A 20365-nucleotide genomic window follows, 5' to 3' on the forward strand; every position below is an offset into this window, starting at 1 on the left:
AATCCTATATTTTTTCATGCAAGAATGTGCTGGTTCTCTGTGTTCTAAGTTAATAAATAAGTACGAATGACTTGCGCCACACCATGTTCTTCATTCGTAACCGTCGTGATATCGGCGATTCGCTTCACTTCATCCTGTGCATTGCCCATAGCAACGCCCAGACCTGCTTCGCGAATCATGGCGATATCATTCTCGCTGTCTCCCATCGCAATCACCTCGGACATAGAGATGCCAAGCAGCTGGCAAACATCTTCCACACCTTTTGCTTTGGAGATACCTAGCGGATTCAACTCAAGATTGCTAGGGTGAGAGTTGGTAATCTCAAGCGTTCCCCACCCCGCTACAACCTCGCGAATACGCTGTAATTTCTCTGCATTATCGCTATAGTAGCCAAATTTCAACCACTCCTGAGACTTGATATCCAGTCCTTCGCTTTCACGATTAAACACGCCTTCCACGGAATAGGCCCACCACCAGCAATCGTTCTCGAGAGCGAGTTTGTGCAATTCCCGTATCGTTTCCATCGGTACCAACGTACGTCTCAGCAATGAATCCGGCGAAGCCCACACTTCACTGCCATTTACCACGACAAGCGGTGTTGTGAGCCCCAACTCTTGAATATAGGGCATTGCACTGATCGCCCCTCGCCCCGTTGACATGATCACAATTTTCCCCTGTGCCGTGGCTTCACGGATAGCGGCTTGGTTTTCGGCAGATATTCGTTTGTCCTCGTTAAGCAGAGTACCATCCATATCGAGTGCAATTAATTTATAAGATCCCATACTGTTCAACTCCCGTCTCTATGGTGCCGATATCTATCTGTCGACCTAGTAAGCAGTAAGTACCTTTTTCGGAAGCTCTTCCATGAAGGTTTTGTGCCAAAGTGCAAAGATATACAGGGTCCATAAGCGACGAGCGTAGTCCCCTTGACCATTCCGATGCTTGTGCAGCATCTTCTCTACCGCAGGGATATCGATGTAATCCTCAATGCCGCTGGACTTGATTTGATCCATGACCATATCGCCCATGGCACCTTTCATCCAATCGCGCAGCGGTACGGGGAAGCCCAGCTTCGGACGATTCAGAATCGGATCTGGAATGATCCCTTCCATCGCTTTACGGAAAATATATTTCGTCGTCCCATTCGCAATGCGATATTTGGCTGGAATGCGGCGAGCGACCTCGAACAATTCCTTGTCCAGGAAAGGAACACGCAGCTCCAGGGAATGCGCCATCGTCATTTTGTCGGCCTTCATCAGAATATCGCCAGGCATCCACAGATTCATGTCGATGTATTGCATCCGGCTAACCGGGTCGAGATGCTTCGTTTTGTTATAGTAATCTCCGGCAATCTGCACGGGATTCTTATAGGCGCGCAGCATCTCGGTATCGAGACGCAGCACTTCTGCTTTCATATCCTCGGAGAAGATCTTCGCATTCCCGAGGAATCGCTCTTCCAGCGGTGTCGTCCCCCGCAACACATAGTTGCGGCCCTTCACGCCGCTTGGCAGGATGCGTGCGAAGCGGTTCAGCATGCGCTTCACGGAAGCCGGCAGCTGATCCAGCGGCTTCAGCGACTGCGGCTCACGGTAAATGCGGTAGCCGCCGAACAGCTCGTCCGCGCCTTCGCCGGACAGGACCACCGTCACGTGCTCGCGCGCAAGCTGCGCCACGTGGTAGAGCGCAATGGCCGAAGGATCGGCGACAGGCTCGTCCTGGTGCCAGATCGCCTTCGGCATCGTCGCGAAGAAATCATCCTGCGTGATGATTTTGTCGTAGTGATCCGTACCGAGCGTTGCTGCGGTCTGTGCAGCGATCGGCGTCTCGTTGTTGGCGCCATCGAAGCCAACAGAGAAGGTGCGGATCGGCTCAATATTCCGCATATGGGTTGCAATAGCCGTCGAGTCGATGCCGCTCGACAGGAAGCATCCACGCTCCACGTCGCTGACCATGTGGAGCTTAACGGACTCTTTGAGCCCTTCACGAATTTGCTCTACGTAGTAGTCGAAAGGCTTGTCCTCCGGTTCAAACATCGGATCCCAATATTTATGGATGGTCATTTCACCATCAAAAGTAATTTTCACAGAATGCGCCGGTGGCAGCTTGTAGATGCCTTCGAACATCGTATTCGGCTCTGGCACGTATTGGAAGGTCAAATAATTCAACAAGCTGTCCGTATGGATCAACCGATTCATGCCATCTGCCGCCAGCAAGCTCTTGATTTCAGAACCAAATAGGAATTGGCGGTTACTAAAATGATAATAGAATGGCTTAATGCCGAAGTGGTCTCTCGCACCGAACAGCTGCTTTTTCTTCCGATCCCAAATCACGAAACCGAACATCCCGCGCATGTGCTTCACACAATCTTCACCGAACTCCTCATAGAGATGGACGATAACTTCCGTGTCACTCTGTGTACGGAAAATGTGTCCGCGTTCCTTCAGCATCGTACGCAGTTCTTTGTAATTATAAATTTCACCGTTGAAAATAATCCACACGGTTTCATCTTCATTCGTTAAAGGCTGATGTCCCTCTTTGATATCAATAACAGAAAGACGTCTAAATCCTAACCCGATGCGATTCTCTGTCCAAAAGCCAACATCATTAGGCCCACGGTGCACGATCACATCTGTCATCTGTTGAAGCATCGCCTCAGTTGGTTCTCTATCTTCAAAATACATAACACCTGTAATACCACACATGGTGAGACTCACTCCTCCGTACTCTCATCATTCTTTCTCTTCGACAACCGATATATTAGTATACCATACCAGCCTGTCATTCTGGAAATACAATGAGGGCACGCAAATCGCCTTATCCTATAGAAAAATGATGGAAATGAGGAGTCGTTTTAAAGAAGCAGACAATCGGCTTTTTTTCATGAGGTTCGACCACCTTTCCTTCGTCCACAAATGTTTACCTTGTGCAACTTTTAGGGTGAAGCATGCTCCTACCCTGCTATAGGATATGCTGCCACTGTGCACCTGGTGCATGATGCATGCAAAAGAGCCCGCCATAGGCGAGCTCTCTCTTATTACCACGGCCTCTTTCCGCCGCCAAGTTTCGTTAATATCCCATCGTTCGCCGCGTCATACGCTTGGAAGATCTTCGCCGCAATCGGGGATGCCCCGTACCGTCCGAATCCGCCTTCAGGCACAACGACAGCCACCGCCAACTTAGGGTTCTCCACCGGAGCGAAAGCGATGAACACCGCGTTCTCTACTGTACCGCCGGAAACTGCCTGTGTAGATGTCCCCGTTTTACGGGCAACATTGTAAGGCAAATCCTCAATCCCTTCGGCACCACTCTTCATGCCATGAACAATAGTGTTCCAATCTGCTGGAGCGAAGTCCTTCGAGACATCATCCAGAACTTCAGGTTCAATCTTCTTCACCAATTCCCCTTGATAATCACGAATTTCATCGACAAATTGCGGCTTCATCCGTTTACCGTGACTGGCAAGCGTTGCTGCATATTGGGCCAACTGCAGGGTTGTTGTTTTCTCATTCTGGCCCCACGAGGCATAGACCATCGCGGATTGATAACTATCTTTTTCTGCGTTTTTAATAAAGTCATTCGAACCTGCAAATTCACCAGGCAAGCCGCTTCCCGTCTTGATCCCCATCCCAAATTTAGCCAGATACTCCGCCCATTTGGCTGTTACGTTCGGGTTCTCCCTCCCGTACTTCGACCAGAAAGGAATCCCTACCATCGCTGACATATACGTGTTAGAGGAATGCTCAATGGCTGTTGAGGCAGTTAACGCCCCATACGCTGCTTTATCGGAGTTTGAAATCGAACTTTTGTTATCTTTACCAAAGCTGAAGGTACCCGAATCATAATAGGTCTGCCCCGCTGTAAACAATTTCTCTTTCAGTCCAATTAAGACAGATAGGGGTTTAATCGTGGATCCCATGAAAACAATCGAAGAAGGATGCTTGGCATTCTCTTTCTCATCCGGATACTTCGATTTAGCGGTCATGATCGATCCATTCGAAATGAACGTACTAATATCCTTATAAGTCGTCGGTGAGATACCACCGGTCCAAGAATTCGCATCATAATCCGGATAATTGGCCATCGTCACGATACGACCTGTATCTACTTCCATCGCTACCGCGAAGCCCGAGGACGCTTTCATCCCCCATTTCAAATATGCATCATTGGCATGCGAAGGATCACGCAGATAGGTGATATGATCTTGCAGCATTTTCTCCGTCGTCTTCTGAATATCTTTGTTAATGGACAAATAAATATTATTCCCTTTAATTGGCGCGGTCACTTCTGCTCTTCCGATGATCTTCATCGCGGCGTTAACGGGATACTTTTTACTGCCATTCTTGCCGCGCAGCTCATCTTGGTACATCCGCTCGATACCGTCAAAACCGACGTTCTCGTTGCTTAGATATTCCTCACTATTCGGATTATCTTTATAGATTTCCTTAGCCGTTTGGGTGGAAAATGTATTGGTATAACCGACTAATTGCGTCGCAATCGTCGTCTTGTTGTCATCATCCATTTCATAGGTACGGATACTTTCTTCCGTCACTTCCAGCCACTTAAATTCATCCCGATGCTCGAGTAAATAGGCGATTTCTGCATTGGATAAATCGGCTTTAATCCGACGTGGCACGTAATAATAGCTCGGGTCTTTCACTTTATTCTTATTAATGTCATAACCCAGATCCATCGCGAGCACGATCTCTTCTGGTGTAGGACTTACGACATTCGGTTTGGCATATTTGTCAAAAACATCAGTCTTTAAGCGTTTTGCTAAATCAATAACAGCATCTTTATCCTGCTGCCCTGGTTCAATGCGGAAAAATAAGGACTGTACAGGAATCGTATAGGCCAGTGGGGACTTGGTTGAATCATAGATATTCCCGCGAATAGGGGCAATCTTATTAATTTGGTTCGTATTCGTATTCTCTGCTGCTTTCAAATCTTTCGCTTGAACAAATTGGAGAATCGCCAATCGTACAATGAGCACAGAAAACAAGAGAAATGTAATGAAGAAAAATATATTGATCCGAAACGAAAAGTGCCGTTTTTGTGTGATTTCTTTTTTCTTCGGATCATCCATAATGGATGACTTCATGCTTGTTCAGATCCTTTCTCACTTAACTCATACTTCGAGGGCAGGCTCCTGGATCAGTTCGAGCAAGGAACGAATCCCCTCTCCCGTGTGGTACGAATACCGGATGATACGAACAGCATCGATGCCGACTTGATTCGGTGCCCAGATGTCATTCGTCTCATGATCCCCAACATACAGAACGTCCTCGGCTTCTACACCAGCCATTTGTAAAGCTAACTGGAAGATGGCCGGATCAGGCTTTTCTAAACCAACTTCTGTTGAAACGAGTACAGGGTCAAAATAATGAAGCACACCTTTATCAGCCAAAATCGCTTTCAAGGTAGGAGCAAAATTACTGATAATGCCAATGCGAAAGCCTTGGTTCTTCAGTTCTTCCAGAAACGGCTTTACATCATCAAATAAATCATAATACTCCGGTGCTGTGAAAATCTCGTAAAGCTCATGGCAGCAGTTGAAAATCTCTTCCTCTGACCACTCTTCATGAATACCTAGCTTATGTAGCACGTGCTGGTATAGGTTTACCCAGAATTCCCGATCTGACTCGGGACTGCACACCACGAAGTTATCTTTTTTCTCCACATAATAAAAAAGACGAAATGCCTCTGTAAAAAGTTCATGGATATGAGCTTCATCTCGGTCAACCGCGCGTAATTGCAGGTATTGCTTCAAAATCGTCTGCGCCGCAGGAATCGTAACTAACGTATCTCCCGCATCTAGATAGATCATCTTATATTCTTTTAACGCTTTTCGCATTTCGTCTCCCTCTATGTTAGCACATGAATGTATTCATCTATTTATATTAAACGTCCCTTACATGGGTTTGGTCAAAATTCGGCGGATTGAACCAATTGCCTCCACTTGATTCCCATGTGGAATCCAAGGGTACCCAGCTATTCGTCTCTTTGAGGTATACTTCATTCCAAGCATGCGGACCGTATCCGCCTTGTCCATCGTAACCAAGCCCTGTAACAACCTTCACTTCTAGTCCAACCGCTCTTGCCATTTGAGCATACAGTCTGGAGTAATCAATACATACGCCCTCACGGGTGTTAAATGTGTCTTCCGGCGTTTGTTCTTTCCAGATCCGCTGTTCTTCATATAATTTCACCTTGTCCCAATCATACTGGACTCGGCTGCCAACCCAGGTATATAACAGTTTGGCTTTCTCTTCATCAGTTTTCCCATTTACCGTAATTTCTCTGGCCGCATCGGCGATGTTGTTCGGTATTTTGGCATCGAGCACTTCATATTTCCGTTGTAAAATATTCGAAAATTCCTGTTCCACCGCACGCGTGAAAACAGGCGCTTTCTCTGCGATGAAATCTCCTGTGAAGGGAGAGATCACTTCTTTGGCCCCTTTTTGATACATATGGGATGACTCAATATAGGGGGTAACCATCGAGTGTGGGAATAAGGTGACATAAATGAACAAAACCGCGATTACCATCAGTGCTCTAACGAAACCCGCAATGGAACCGATCGCCCCGCCTGAAACAGAGCTAAGAAAGGAATGACTGCCATTCGGCATCGCATAACGTTCTGCGAGCCAACGTCCAAGCAGGAGATCCACTACATGATTCAGAATTTGCTTGATCACCACATAGCCAAGTAGAAAAATAACACCAAACCGAAGCAGCGGAAAATCACGCAAACTCGTCATGACGGTATAATAAGCTTGTTTCAGCGAACTTATTTCAACTGCTGGAACTTGCAAATTCAATCCCTTTAACCACGTTTGGATCCAAGGTGAAACCAATTGTACCCCTTTCCATGCCAGAAGCATAGAAAGAATGGCAATACCGGCTTCTACGAGCATCGCAACGAAGTGTCTCGCGGAGCCTGAGCCTCCACGGAAAAAGCCTTGAAACACCGAAGCCGCAATAGTGAGAACGAGCAGGATGGATATGAGATTAAATGATGTGCTTGAAAGCCACGAAATATCCGTCATGTGTACTCACCTTCCTTTGAGATTAATAGGCTAGTTATGGCTTGGCATTTTTCTTCGCTTGGTCAATAAACGCATTGACGGCCGAGTTCGCATTCATTTTAAAAGATTTACCTAGAAACGTCACCGTAACTTCATCTGATCCCGGCTTACCTTCCAGCTTCAAACTTTTGGTTGTGATGAGAAAGGAACCGTCCGGATTCGCTTTGAATTGTGCTTCTTTGGCCTCGGAGGTCAAAGCGCTCACCGCTTTATCCTTGATATCGTCACTGACTTGGGAAACTACGCTTGCCCCAATATCTTTTATTTTATCCTTGTAGTTAGCTCCATAAACGATAAGTGCCCCTACAATGACAAGGACTAAGACCCATTTCACTACGGTTTTTACTATTCCGATCACGATAAAAAGAACAATAATAGCCCCTACAATTAAATACCAACGATCCTGTGCAAATGAAATCCACTGATCCACACTAATTCCTCCTCATTATCCAAAAGTCCCTTCCTATCATACTACAGGGTCATCTTACTCTTCATCTCTTTTTTTCCTTAACTGAGCTAGTCTCTGTTCGATTTCTTTCGTTTTATCTACGCTCTTTCCCGTTCTTCGGAAGGACTGCCTTAAGCGAAAAATAAGAAAGACGCCAACAGCGGCTAGTAAAATAAAAACAAAGGGATCCATGATTCCTCCTGTGCGTAATTGTGTCATTTGTGGGGAAAGGACATATCCATAGGACGAGCGGCGTAAAAATGAAGAGGAGACAAGACTAAATGATCAAGGCGGTGAGACCATGCGAACAGCCATATGGTTGTACTTATTTATGTTTGTTGCGTTCTTTGATTTACACGCGCAGTACCCAATCCTATCCCCTTTCGCCTTATCCATGGGAGCTGCTCCCTCTTTCATAGGGCTCATCATGGGCGTATACTCGCTCACGCATTTACCAGGGAACCTGATCGCTGGCTATGGTGTGGATAAATACGGCAGCAAGAAATTCATTGTCTTTAGCTTAATTGTAGCAGGGATCATCTTACTATTTCAATCTAACGTCAAAGACCCTTGGCACCTGCTCTACATTCGTTCGATCAGCGGATTTGTACTTGCCTTCCTCTCCCCGGCTTGTTTAACCTTGCTCGCCCGTATCGCCCGTGACCGTATTCATCAGAGTAAGCTCATGGCTGGCAACGGCCTTGTTCACACACTCGCATCCGTCGTATCCCCTGCCGCTGGCGCTGTGTTAGTGGCCAAGATTGGTTTCACGACAGCTTTCTCCGTGTTAGGCTGGATCTTGATTATCACCGGCATTCTCGCCATTTTCGGGGTCAAAGAGAAGGAACTCCTAGCGCAAGGGAGAGAAAACCTGCTCTTAGACCCCCACGGCCACAATCTGGCACTTGAAGAGAACGATCATTCAGATGGTGTTTCGATTCCTTGGCTATTCTTTCTCATTCCCATGGCGCTCTCTTGCTCACAAGGGATTTTGTTCTTCGAGCTTCCGCTGATGCAATCGGCGCGCGATTCCATTCTTACTTCAGGTGTCTTTTTCACACTTGTCAGCTTGGGAGCGTTACTCAGTATCTCTTTCTGGTTCTTGAATCGGGTGTCTCCTTTTATTCGAACCATTGGTGGAAGCGTCGCACTGGCGGTCGTTTTCTTTGGTCTAGCAATTCAGTGGCCGATTCCATTAACGGTTTCCTTGTTTTTAATTGGGATGGCCAAAGGCATTATTTATCCCGCCCTCGCTGCGCTTCTTGCTAGTATTACGAGCAGTTCTCGATATGGACGTGTTTTCTCTTTGCTATCGATCTCCTATTCGGTAGGCGCATTCATTGGTCCGATGATGGCTGGCCAGCTTCGCGATCATATTTCCTCCTATTTCATCGCCTTTTTCATTCTCATGCTGGCACTTTCCCTACTGCCGCTTCGTACGTTCAAGTCGCCAGTAACAACAACATAATGATGACTTGGAACTCGGCTTGATACTTATCAAGCCGTTTTTTGTTTTGTTTATTTATTGTCAACCGCTGTCAATCACTGTCATTTCCCGGGAAATGGTGCGCCGCAGCAACACTTGGATCACCACGCCAAACAGGGTATACTACTCTAAAAAGGAATGTAGGTGAACCGATGTCTATCGCTATTATTGTTGAGGGGAAAAATGATAAAAGCCGCTTAAAACGCGTCGTTGACGACACGGTCAGCATCCATTGCACCTTCGGAACCCCTAGTTCCATTACCTTGGATGCGCTGCGCAAAAAAGTAGGCGATCTGCCTGTTTATATTTTCACCGATAATGACGCTTCCGGTAAAAAAATTCGCTCTCTGCTGCGTGATACGTTTCCAGACGCTGAACACATGTACACGCGCAAAGGCTACGCTGGTGTGGAAGGCACCCCCGAGGAGTACCTCATTGGGCAATTAGAAAAAGCAGGACTGGACGCGTATATTATCTACCCTGCGCCCAACCCTGCTTATGAATAATGACGTATTATTTCCCTTTGGAAAGTGTAACAACATCTTTGACGATATGATCCGCATCCAGCTCTGGATTGCTTGCATTATAATAATTTCTTAATTGACCCTTCGGATCCACCAATAAAATCGCATTGGCATGCGAGAAATTACCGTCCTTCTCTTTAATCACCGTGATCCCGAAGTCCTCAGCCAGCTTCTGAACTTTCGCTTCCTCACCCCGAAGGAACGTCCATCCGCCTGGAACCGGCTTCGATTCGAAGCGGTTTCCGAATGCTTTTAACACCTCAGGTGTGTCCCGATTAGGGTCTATCGAAATAGATAGAATCTCCGCTTTATTTCCCAGCAAATCTTTCTTCTTCAATTCTTCTTGTACATTGGAAAGGATTGCGCTTGTCGGCAAGCACACATCCGGACAATACGAGTAGAAGAAATACACAAGTCGCACTTTGCCATTCATACTATCGGAACTCACCGTTTTGCCATCTAAATCCTGCAGTTGGAATGACGGTGCTGCCTTCATCGCGGTTAATCGTTCATCCGGTTTATCATTGTTGGCCACTAATTTATAAGCAAAGGATGCGATCATTGCAATTAAAATCACACCCAATGCTAGCTTAAACCAATTTTTCTCGAAAAACGTCCCCATTTGCCTCTATTCCCCCAGACTAACTAAAATTTCGCTGTAGTATCAAGGACCATAATGATCGATAGCAGCGTTAAATATAGTAGGGAGAACAAGAACATACGCTTTGCCCATACAATTTCCGCTTCCCCAGTTGCTTTGAAACCTTTGACACTCATGAAAACCCACGTTAACCCTAGAATCGTTGAGACGATTAAGAAGACATAACCAACATAACCAAAAGCGGTTAACATGACCGTAAGTGGTACCAGTAGAACAACATAGCGTACCATGCTAATTTTCGTTACGAAGCTTCCTTTGACAACAGGTAACAGTGGAAAGCCTGCTGCACGATACTCTTCCATGCGGCGAATACCCAGCGCCCAGAAATGCGGAGGCTGCCACAAGAATAAGAACAAGAACACCAAGATCGCTCCAAGATCAACAGTCCCGCTAACTGCACAATAGCCAATGAGCGGCGGTACTGCTCCTGAGATCGCGCCTACGAATGTGCTCCAGACGGAAGTTCTTTTGAACCATGCTGTATAGATCCATACATAGAAGAACAATCCGATCAGACCCATTAATGTTGCCAGAGGCGATTGTGCCCCTAAGTAAAGAACCCCTAATCCGATCGTACCCAGAATAATACCGTACCATAACACAAAATTGGCGGTTAAACGTCCACTTGGCAGTGCTCTGTTCTGTGTACGTTCCATCTTCGCATCCATCTCGCGGTCCAGATAATTATTCAGCACCGTGCCCCCTGCCATGACCAGCGCAGTTCCTAGCATCGTCATGATCAGGTGGATCCAGTCCACATCCCATTTGGCCGCTACCCAATATCCGGCGAATGCTGTCATCAGATTCGAATAAATAATACCTGGTTTCACCAGTTGGTAATATTCTTTCAGGGTCACAGGCCCATGAGCACCTTTCGTCGAGCTAGCATCTATAGCATCCGTTCCAGCTGACCCTTGGGACGAGCCGGTCGAAACATTTTCGTAAGTGACTTGATTATCCATCTACTTTGTCCTCCTCTATGCCGAATTTCCGATCACACTTCTAAATGAACAATCTCATCATACCAACCCATACACCATTTGACAATGAAGCTGGGGCAGTTGTCATCAGATTGTCGATTCTCCTTCCAGTATGCGTGTAAAATGAGATTACCATTCGATTCCATTCTTATAATCGATGAAAAACATGAAAATTGTGGCACGGATGTGGATACTTCGTGGCAGCATTGTGTGCTGTGCGTGGGTGTGTGGGCGTATGGATGAGGCTGAAAGGGCCGGTGGTCAGCGAATTAAGATGGCGCGGGGATGCGAGATGAGCGAGCAGTAATTGCGAGAATCCGAGAGGTTAGGTAAGCATGGTGGGAATTGACGATGCGGGTAAGTTTGTCGGGACCGAGCGGCGTGGTGTGTAAGGCCAAAAATGGGCTTTACGGTAGCGCACGATGGCGCTGGGAGTTCTTTAACGCCCCTTAAGGGCGTTACATTTGGTAGTTGCTCGGCTTTTAGGGCCGAGTGAACTTCGTAAGGCCCAAAATGGGCCTTACAGTAGCGTACGATGGCGCCGGGAGTGCTGTAACGCCCAAAAAGGGCGTTACAGCACTAGCTTGTTCAATAAAAAATTACTCTCTACTCTACATACCTGAGATTATGCAGCTTTTTTGCTGTTTCCCACCCAAATAACTAGAATACCTGCGAATGCTTTCGCAGTTTTTAACTCATCATCCATCGTTCCCCTCATCTGCCCATACAAACAAAAGAAGAGGCAAACTCTCCCTCGCCCCTCTTCCACCTATTTATTAACCAATAACGGCGTTAGTTCCCACAAACTCCTGCGGATTTGGTGCCATGCTTGGGTAAGCGCCGATTGGATTTCCCACGCATGCCGGCCCATTACATTAATGACGAGTCCGTGCTTGTAGGTGAGACTCGCCCCCACGCGAACAGCTAATCCATTCATGTGATCCAAGCACTCCATGACCGCCTCAAGATGACGCTGCTGAAGACGATCTGAGAATATAAACAGATTTCCCATGTGCGTCTCATTCTCCCAGCAGCCTGGGGAAGTGAGCAGCATCGCCGCGGGTTCAATCCGCTGATTTTGATAGAAGATCAGCTCTCCCTCGTACCATACTTTCATTCGGTTGGCATAGCGTGAATACTGAAAGATTTCCCCCCGCTGCGTGCGCCCCGGGCAGATGACATCGGAGAAGATCAAAGCTGATCCCTTTGCTAGATGTACCTCTGTCTCCGCGAACAGGTTCGCGTCCTTATACAGCATTAATGGCTCGGGGATGTACTCCAGCAACGCAGCAGCTTCCAACCGAAGTGTCTGTCGCTGCGTGCTGCCCTCCATCCCCAATGAAGGATGAACCTTCGTGAACGACTGGTTCGTTAGAAAAACACGTGCGCCCTCTTCAAGGCGCACGCTAATGTCATAGTGATCACCGGCCATAAGGCCAGGTGAGCAGTCCATCATATAGACGCCCAACTGGTCCATAGGCGCGGCATTGGCATCTGCCAGAAACGTTTCGTTCTCGTAGCGGAACGTTTTGGCGATTTTGAGCGGGGAGGCATGATATTTGTGAATGAGCTGCGTCAAGCCGCTGCGCACTGCAAATTGTGCGGAAATCTCCCCTGTCAGCTTAGGCATGACTGAACTCCGTCTCCACCCAGCTCACGATATCATCCAAACCCGTTCCACCCATCAGATTAGAGAAAATATACGGACGCTCGCCGCGCATCCTTTTCGTATCCGAATCCATCACTTCTAAGCTAGCGCCAACGTAAGGGGCAAGATCGATTTTGTTAATGATCAGCATATCTGAACGCATGATGCCAGGTCCGCCTTTACGCGGGATTTTCTCCCCTTGGGCCACGTCGATAATATAGATGAAGCGATCCACAAGCTCCGGACTGAATGCAGCTGCCAAATTATCGCCGCCGCTCTCAATGAAAATAATATCCAGATTATCAAAACGCTTCTCCAACTCTTCAATCGCCTCAAAATTCATCGAAGCATCCTCACGAATCGCCGTATGCGGGCATCCGCCTGTTTCTACCCCAATAATTCGCTCCTCTGGCAGTGCCTCGGAACTAATCAAAATACGGGCATCTTCCTTCGTATAAATGTCGTTCGTAATGACCGCGATGCTATAGCGGCTATTCAGCTTCCGTGCTAAGCGCTCTACGAGCGCTGTTTTGCCTGAACCTACAGGTCCTCCGATACCAATTCGCATAGGGCGAGTACGATCTACCGCCGGTTTCTCCCATTCGTGATGATGATGACCGTTACCTTGACACATCGTCATTCCTCCTCAAAATAGTTATTTAGACCTCAACGCCTCATTTTAATTTTCACGACATAAATAAACGCGAATACAACGTCTCATGCTGCATCATCGCCAAATCAGCCGCAGGTGAATTCGAATAGGCGTCCAACGGATCCATAGGTGCGACCCGCTTCCATTCGCTTCCAGTTAGTGGAACGAGCTTCGCCAAGAGCATCTGGCCTTGTGTTTGACCTATGGACATGAGCCTAAGCGCGCTATTGATACATGTCATGATACAGGTATACAAATACCCTTCAGCCGCCAGGTTCAGCGGTACGCCCAGATGGTAGCTCACCCAACCATGTACAACCGGATGATTCGAGCTGCATCGTCCTGCACTCACAGCGTCATCCATCGGCTGCCAATTTAGCTCCGGATATAATGAACGTGACAGTTGGAGCAATCTGCGTCCCATTTTCTGAACACCGCTCCGCGTCTCACTCCCCACCCGCTGCACATGCAGCATATGGTCAATATCCCACAGCTGGCCCCATTCGCCGCGAGGGATGTGCGTATACGCCGCTTTAATCACCATCGCATCTGAGGATGCCCAGCTATTAGTGAGCATCGAACGAATGTAAGCTTCGAGCTGTGTGATCGTCGTCAACCTTCCTTGCTGAACAAGAGTTTCGAGTCCAAACGAGTGCGAAAACCCGCCAATCGGAAGCGCAGAATCCAATAGCTGCTGATAAGCCAACCAGTGAAACAAGGGAACCGCCTTCTCGGTTATATCTTCTACGGTGCTAAGTTCGAATTTTGCCGTATTTACTCCAATCACACCTATCACCCCACTAGGGTCATCTCCACCTAAAATAAGAAATACAACTGCGCCATTGGCAGCTCCGTCGCCGGCTCACAGGTCACAGGCTCTCCGTCAACCTTCACCTCATAGGTTTCTGGGTTAACTTCAATAGAAGGCGTCCCGTTGTTATGAATCATGTCTTTCTTCGAAATGCTGCGGCAGCCTTTCACGGGTTCGACCCGCTTTTGCAAGCCGAATCGTTCCGCAATTCCATTCTCATACGCTGCCTGAGAGACGAAGGTAATCGAGCTCTGCGTCAACGCTTTGCCAAATGCAGCGAACATCGGCCGCCCGAAGACAGGCTGCGGCGTTGGAATCGAAGCATTCGGATCCCCCATTTGCGCGTAAGCTATGCTGCCGCCTTTGAGCACAAGATCCGGCTTCACGCCGAAAAACATCGGGCTCCAAATCACAAGATCCGCAAATTTCCCCGGCTCAATCGAACCGACAAGATGCGAGATCCCATGCGTGATCGCAGGGTTAATGGTATATTTCGCCATGTAGCGCTTAATGCGGAAATTATCGTTCGCTTCGGTATCTGGCGCCAGCGGACCGCGTTGTTTTTTCATTTTATCCGCCGTCTGCCATGTTCGAATGATCACCTCGCCGACTCTGCCCATCGCCTGGGAATCAGAGCTCAGCATACTGAACACGCCCATATCATGAAGAATGTCCTCAGCCGCAATCGTTTCTGGACGAATCCGAGAATCTGCAAAAGCGACATCCTCTGGAATACGACTATCCAAATGGTGACAAACCATCAGCATATCCAAGTGTTCTTCTATGGTATTGATCGTGTAAGGTCGTGTCGGATTGGTCGAGGAAGGCAGGACATTCAGCTCAGCCGCGGCACGGATAATATCCGGAGCATGCCCGCCTCCTGCGCCTTCGGTATGATACGTATGGATCGTACGTCCTTTAATAGCGGCTAACGTATCCTCGAGAAATCCCGCTTCATTTAATGTATCGGTATGAATGGCCACTTGCACATCGTAGCGATCCGCGGCATCCAAACACATGTCGATTGCAGCTGGCGTAGTTCCCCAATCTTCATGCAGCTTCAAACCAATAGCGCCGGCTTCAATTTGTTCCGTCAAGGGTTCAAGGAAGGAGGAATTCCCCTTTCCTGTAAAGCCGAGATTCATCGGAAAGCCTTCGGCTGCCTCCAGCATACGCTGCATATGCCAAGCACCCGGCGTACACGTCGTAGCATTCGTCCCCGTTGCCGGTCCCGTGCCGCCACCGATCATTGTTGTCACGCCAGAGGATAGTGCCGTTTCAATTTGCTGCGGGCAAATGAAATGGATATGGGCATCAATACCGCCTGCCGTCACAATTTTACCCTCTCCCGCAATGACCTCGGTGCTCGCACCTACGATCATATCGGGATGAACTCCATCCATAATATCAGGGTTACCCGCCTTCCCGATCCCGACAATGTGACCATCGCGAAGGCCGATATCGCCTTTAACGATGCCCCAATGATCAATAATGACAGCATTCGTGATTATCGTATCCAGCACACCTTGAGCTCTTGTCGCACCGCTGGACTGACCCATGCCGTCACGGATGACCTTCCCGCCGCCAAACTTACATTCATCGCCATAAACGGTGTAGTCATGCTCAATTTGTGCCCAAAGCTCGGTATCTGCTAATCGAATGGCATCTCCTGTTGTAGGACCGAACATTAATGCATAGTTCTTACGATCTATTCGACTCACCAAGCAATCCCTCCCAAGCCTGCCATCTATCTCGCGTTTCGCTCGACATTTTGTCTTTCTCCGCCAAGCCTTGGCTCAAATTATTCAGTCCATAGCTCAGCTTCGCTCCACCTAACTCAACAAGCTGAACAGGCTTCTGCTCTCCTGGTTCGAATCGAACAGCCGTCCCCGCGGGAATATCAAGGCGCATACCAAATGCACGCTCTCTCGGGAAATCCAAGCCTCTGTTCACTTCAAAAAAATGAAAATGCGACCCCACTTGAACCGGCCGATCTCCTGTATTGGTAACGATAATTTCAATCGTCTGTCGTCCTACATTCATTTCTATAAAACCTTTGGCTGTTCGATATTCTCCCGGAACCATGTGCTCGCCCCTCTCGATTAGGTCATGTCTACCTATTTCTTACTTGATCGGTTCATGAACCGTCACTAACTTCGTTCCATCAGGAAACGTCGCTTCCACTTGCACCTCATGAATCATCTGAGGCACTCCTTCCATGACCTGTTCCGCTGTCAAGATCGTTGTACCGAACGCCATGAGCTGCGCGACCGTCAAGCCGTCTCGAGCTCCTTCCATAATTTCGGAAGTCAGTAAAGCTATGCTCTCGGGATAATTCAGCTTCAAGCCTCTGGCAAGTCTGCGTCTGGCTAAGTCGGCAGCTACGGTGATGAGCAGCTTTTCTTTTTCTCTTTCCGTTAAATGCACGTTTGTCACCTCTTCGAAAACCGAATAATGGCAATCCTTTACACTCATTATATTCGTGTATTGGGAAGTTGTAAATCTTTTATGTTAGTTATAGTGACATTAAATCATAACTTATTGAAGACATATTTCGTATTCATGTTATTTTCACAAAAATTTTACACTTAATTGTGCATTGAAAACAAAAATCACTTCGTCAATGTCACATATGTTGACACAATCTTGGTTCACAATTTATTATTAGCCATGTAATCCAAATCTTGTAAGGCAAGGGAGTGGGACGTGAATGAGAGAGATAAGAAACAAGGGTAAGCTTACAGTTGCATTAAGCATGGCTTTGATGTTAGTTGCCGCCGGCTGTGCGAAGACAGAATCTACCACCTCTACAACGACGACTGCACCTGCGGCTTCAACAACATCTGGCGACACCGTACCAGTGGGGATTCTTCACTCACTAACAGGTACAATGTCCATTAGTGAAGTATCTGTTCGAGATGCTGAGCTTATGGCAATTGATGAAATTAATGCAACTGGGGGATTATTGGGCAAAAAGATTAAACCCATCATCGAAGATGGGGCGTCGGATTGGCCAACTTTTGCAGAGAAGACAAAGAAGCTCCTGCAAAAAGACAGCGTGGTGACGATTTTTGGATGCTGGACATCAGCCAGCCGCAAAGCCGTTCTACCCGTTGTCGAACAGAACAAAGGATTACTGTGGTACCCGGTTCAATATGAAGGCGTAGAGTCTTCACCCAACATCTTCTACATAGGTGCAACAACGAACCAACAAATCATCCCCGCAGTCACTTGGCTCCTGCAAAACAAAGGCAAAAAATTCTTCCTCCTCGGTTCCGATTACGTCTTCCCAAGAACAGCCAACAAAATTATTAAAGAGCAGTTAAAGGCAGATGGCGGAACACTCGTGGCTGAAGAATACACACCGCTTGGACACACGGACTACAATACAATCATTAGTAAGATTAAAAAGGAAAAACCCGATGTTGTTTTCAACACATTGAACGGGGATAGTAACGTTGCCTTCTTCAAACAATTGCAAGATGCCGGCATTACGTCCAAAGATTTAACAACGATGTCCGTCAGTATCGCGGAAGAAGAAGTTCGTGGTATTGGCGCTTCCGTTCTCGCAGGTCATTACACAGCATGGAACTATTATCAAACAACGGATATTCCTGAAAACAAAAAATTCGTTGAAGCTTACAAAGCGAAATACGGCAAAGATCGTGTAACGGATGATCCGATTGAAGCTGGTTACACAGCTGTTTATCTCTGGGCAGAGGCCGTGAAGAAAGCGGGTTCCTTTGACGTAGAGAAAGTAAAAGCAGCTGCCAAAGGCATTGAATTCAATTCCCCAGAGGGTAAAGTTACGATTGATGGCGACAACCAACATATCTATAAAACGGCACGTATCGGTCAAATTACAGCCGATGGCCAAATTAAAGAAATTTGGAACTCCGGCAAAACACTCAAGCCAGATCCATTCCTCAAAACGTATTCTTGGGGCGGAGAAGTAACGAAACAATAAGCATATTCCTTCTGTAAGTTCATTAGAAACCAGGACTGCCTGACCGCAGTCCTGGATTTCATTATTTTACTTCGGTTCAAGGAAGGAGAAGTTGCCATGAGTTTGCTGCTTCTGCAACTATTTAACGGACTCAGCTTAAGCTCCATTCTGCTCTTAATCGCAATCGGCCTTTCGATTACATTTGGTCTCATGAATGTGATGAATATGGCGCATGGCGAGTTTATTATGATCGGCGCCTACATGGCTTATCTCGTGCAGAAATGGTTTCAATCCTATATGCCCGCTTCTGCGTTCGGCTGGTATTTCGTCGTTTCGCTCGGTGTCGCCTTTGTCGTTGCTTTTGCCATCGGCTGGCTGCTCGAGGTTCTCCTCATACGCTTTATGTATGGCCGTCCGCTAGACAGCCTACTCGCAACCTGGGGCGTATCCCTAGCCCTTCAACAAATCGCACGCTCCATCTTTGGCGCTCCCAACGTCGCTGTGAAAGCACCTCAATGGTTGGAAGGTGGACTGCATGTAACAACGGACCTAATTCTTCCTTATAAAAGGCTGTTCATTATCGGTCTCGTTGCCTTATGTATCTTCATCATCTACCTGTATCTCTATCATTCTGCGGGTGGCAGACGGATGAGAGCTGTCATGCAAAATAGAGAAATGGCCGCATGTCTTGGCATTTCCACACGCCGTGTGGATGCCCAATCCTTCGCCTTCGGTTCTGCGATGGCAGGCATTGCAGGCTGCGCACTCTCCTTACTAGGACCGATCGGTCCCACGATTGGCACGTACTACATTGTCGATGCCTTCATGGTCGTGGTGCTCGGCGGCATTGGCAAGCTCATCGGTACTGTTGCCGGTGCATTAGGCATCGGGGTTTTCAATACCGCTCTGGAGTATACGACCAGCGCTACGCTTGGCAAAGTACTGGTGTTTACACTTATAATCGCCTTCCTGCAATGGAAACCGATGGGGCTTGTGACGATCCGTTCGAGATCCTTAGATTGAAGAAAGGATGTGGCCATCTCTATGCTCTTTGCTAGACAATCTAAGATCAAACTTTCGATTTACAGCCTATGTTTCATACTCATTGCGCTCGCCCCTCTCTTCTTGTCAGACTTTCGCTTATCCTTACTTGGCAAATATCTCGCTTATGCCATTATTGCGATCGGAATTGATCTGATCTGGGGATTTACCGGTATTTTGAGCCTTGGCCATGGGGTGTACTTCGGACTTGGCGCTTATTGCATGGCGATGCATTTGAAGCTCGTATCCGCGCCGAAACAATTGCCCGATTTCATGTCCTGGAGCGGTGTCGAAAGCTTGCCCTGGTTCTGGGTCCCTTTCCACAGCGCTGCTGCTGCTTTCCTGTTGGCGCTCATTGTACCTATGATTGTCGCCTTCATTCTGGGCTATTTCACCTTCCGTAATCGGATCAAAGGGGCTTTCTTCTCCATTTTGTCACAAGCCTTAGTCATCATTACGGTGACGTTATTCGTCGGACAGCAAGGTTACACAGGTGGCACGAATGGACTGACCAACTTCACGACGTTCCTAGGATTGAACCTGCAGGCACAGTCCACGAAGCTGTTGTTTTTCTATCTCACGCTTGCCGTTGTCCTGGTCATTCTGGTGCTAAGTTCCTTACTTGTCACAAGTCGTCTTGGCAATATTCTTACCGCTATTCGAGATGGGGAAAACCGCGTTCGCTTCATCGGTTATAATCCCGTCACTTACAAAGTATTCATCTACTGCGCTTCCGCGGGATTAGCTGGGCTTGCTGGCGTACTGTTCGTTCTTCAAGAAGGCATCATCTCTCCTGCCCAAATGGGGATTGTACCATCGATTGAAATGGTGCTATGGGTTGCCATAGGCGGTCGTTCCACCATAGGCGGAGCCATTCTTGGCGCTTTAGTTACCAACACGGCCAAAACAACCTTCAGCGAAGCCTATCCTGCTTGGTGGCCGATCATGTTAGGAGCCATGTTCATCATCGTCGTCCTATTCCTGCCGAAAGGAATCGTCGGCACCATTACCCACTTTTTCTCAAATTGGAAAAAGCCCGTGCTTCCTAAGCCGATCTCATCATCCCAAGAAGCCAGATAACGA

General features: G+C 47.6%; 20 protein-coding genes. 5 read left to right on the forward strand and 15 right to left on the reverse strand.

The genetic code is table 11. The annotated features are described in order from the left end of the window. Positions 1–44 precede the first annotated feature (44 nt). The 7 genes from A8709_RS02865 to A8709_RS34380 all read right to left on the reverse strand — a co-directional run bounded on the left by A8709_RS02865 (position 45) and on the right by A8709_RS34380 (position 7725). The gene (locus tag A8709_RS02865; protein ID WP_065850696.1) at positions 45–782 is read right to left on the reverse strand and encodes a Cof-type HAD-IIB family hydrolase; all 738 of its coding nucleotides are present in this window, start codon (positions 780–782) and stop codon (positions 45–47) included. 45 nt (positions 783–827) lie between these two features. After that, the gene (gene asnB / locus A8709_RS02870; RefSeq protein ID WP_065850697.1) at positions 828–2702 is read right to left on the reverse strand and encodes an asparagine synthase (glutamine-hydrolyzing); all 1875 of its coding nucleotides are present in this window, start codon (positions 2700–2702) and stop codon (positions 828–830) included. A 332-nt stretch (positions 2703–3034) separates the two neighbouring features. Further along, on the reverse strand, positions 3035–5098 hold the full coding sequence (locus A8709_RS02875) for a peptidoglycan D,D-transpeptidase FtsI family protein (RefSeq protein WP_065850698.1): 2064 nt from the start codon (positions 5096–5098) through the stop codon (positions 3035–3037). 27 nt (positions 5099–5125) lie between these two features. Further along, complete coding sequence (locus tag A8709_RS02880; protein WP_065850699.1) at positions 5126–5851, reverse strand: HAD-IA family hydrolase; 726 nt, start codon at positions 5849–5851, stop codon at positions 5126–5128. A gap of 46 nt (positions 5852–5897) precedes the next feature. After that, positions 5898–7046: a transglutaminase domain-containing protein gene (locus A8709_RS02885; RefSeq protein ID WP_065850700.1), complete on the reverse strand. Its 1149-nt coding sequence runs from the start codon at positions 7044–7046 to the stop codon at positions 5898–5900. 34 nt (positions 7047–7080) lie between these two features. Then, complete coding sequence (locus A8709_RS02890; RefSeq protein WP_065850701.1) at positions 7081–7515, reverse strand: hypothetical protein; 435 nt, start codon at positions 7513–7515, stop codon at positions 7081–7083. Positions 7516–7569: 54 nt separating this feature from the next. Continuing rightward, on the reverse strand, positions 7570–7725 hold the full coding sequence (locus A8709_RS34380) for a hypothetical protein (protein ID WP_167356985.1): 156 nt from the start codon (positions 7723–7725) through the stop codon (positions 7570–7572). Positions 7726–7834: 109 nt separating this feature from the next. Between A8709_RS34380 and A8709_RS02895 the strand changes: the two genes are divergently transcribed. Next, positions 7835–9001, forward strand: coding sequence for an MFS transporter (locus A8709_RS02895; RefSeq protein WP_065850702.1), 1167 nt, complete (start codon positions 7835–7837; stop codon positions 8999–9001). A 170-nt stretch (positions 9002–9171) separates the two neighbouring features. Further along, entirely contained in the window at positions 9172–9525 is a 354-nt protein-coding gene (locus tag A8709_RS02900) for a toprim domain-containing protein (protein WP_065850703.1), read from the forward strand. A 7-nt stretch (positions 9526–9532) separates the two neighbouring features. On the opposite strand, the gene A8709_RS02905 is transcribed toward A8709_RS02900, so the two are convergent. From A8709_RS02905 to A8709_RS02940, 8 genes are all read right to left on the reverse strand, one after another. Next, positions 9533–10165, reverse strand: a complete 633-nt coding sequence (locus A8709_RS02905) for an SCO family protein (RefSeq protein ID WP_065850704.1) — start codon at positions 10163–10165, stop codon at positions 9533–9535. A gap of 23 nt (positions 10166–10188) precedes the next feature. Beyond that, on the reverse strand, positions 10189–11166 hold the full coding sequence (gene cyoE / locus A8709_RS02910) for a heme o synthase (RefSeq protein ID WP_065850705.1): 978 nt from the start codon (positions 11164–11166) through the stop codon (positions 10189–10191). A gap of 787 nt (positions 11167–11953) precedes the next feature. After that, entirely contained in the window at positions 11954–12814 is an 861-nt protein-coding gene (locus tag A8709_RS02915; RefSeq protein WP_065850706.1) for an urease accessory protein UreD, read from the reverse strand. Further along, positions 12807–13466 (reverse strand): urease accessory protein UreG, encoded by a 660-nt coding sequence (gene ureG / locus A8709_RS02920; protein ID WP_065850707.1) that lies wholly within the window; start codon positions 13464–13466, stop codon positions 12807–12809. The genes A8709_RS02915 and ureG overlap by 8 nt, the downstream gene beginning before the upstream one ends. A 52-nt stretch (positions 13467–13518) precedes the next feature. Next, positions 13519–14271 (reverse strand): urease accessory protein UreF, encoded by a 753-nt coding sequence (locus tag A8709_RS02925; RefSeq protein ID WP_244163076.1) that lies wholly within the window; start codon positions 14269–14271, stop codon positions 13519–13521. 29 nt (positions 14272–14300) lie between these two features. Then, positions 14301–16016, reverse strand: coding sequence for an urease subunit alpha (gene ureC, locus A8709_RS02930; RefSeq protein ID WP_065850708.1), 1716 nt, complete (start codon positions 16014–16016; stop codon positions 14301–14303). After that, positions 15997–16380: an urease subunit beta gene (gene ureB / locus A8709_RS02935; protein WP_065850709.1), complete on the reverse strand. Its 384-nt coding sequence runs from the start codon at positions 16378–16380 to the stop codon at positions 15997–15999. Before ureB ends, ureC begins: the two co-directional genes overlap by 20 nt. 39 nt (positions 16381–16419) lie before the next feature. Continuing rightward, positions 16420–16722 (reverse strand): urease subunit gamma, encoded by a 303-nt coding sequence (locus tag A8709_RS02940; RefSeq protein ID WP_065850710.1) that lies wholly within the window; start codon positions 16720–16722, stop codon positions 16420–16422. 283 nt (positions 16723–17005) lie between these two features. Between A8709_RS02940 and urtA the strand changes: the two genes are divergently transcribed. The 3 genes from urtA to urtC all read left to right on the forward strand — a co-directional run bounded on the left by urtA (position 17006) and on the right by urtC (position 20362). Beyond that, positions 17006–18262, forward strand: a complete 1257-nt coding sequence (gene urtA / locus A8709_RS02945) for an urea ABC transporter substrate-binding protein (RefSeq protein WP_065850711.1) — start codon at positions 17006–17008, stop codon at positions 18260–18262. Between the two features lie 96 nt (positions 18263–18358). Beyond that, positions 18359–19264, forward strand: coding sequence for an urea ABC transporter permease subunit UrtB (gene urtB / locus A8709_RS02950; protein ID WP_065850712.1), 906 nt, complete (start codon positions 18359–18361; stop codon positions 19262–19264). Positions 19265–19285: 21 nt separating this feature from the next. Beyond that, positions 19286–20362 carry an urea ABC transporter permease subunit UrtC gene (gene urtC, locus A8709_RS02955; RefSeq protein WP_065850713.1) on the forward strand — a complete coding sequence of 359 codons (1077 nt, stop codon included), beginning with the start codon at positions 19286–19288 and terminating at the stop codon, positions 20360–20362. The last annotated feature ends 3 nt before the right edge of the window (positions 20363–20365 follow it).

This window comes from Paenibacillus pectinilyticus (assembly GCF_001700435.1).
GTDB classification, from domain to species: Bacteria; Bacillota; Bacilli; order Paenibacillales; family NBRC-103111; genus Paenibacillus_E; species Paenibacillus_E pectinilyticus.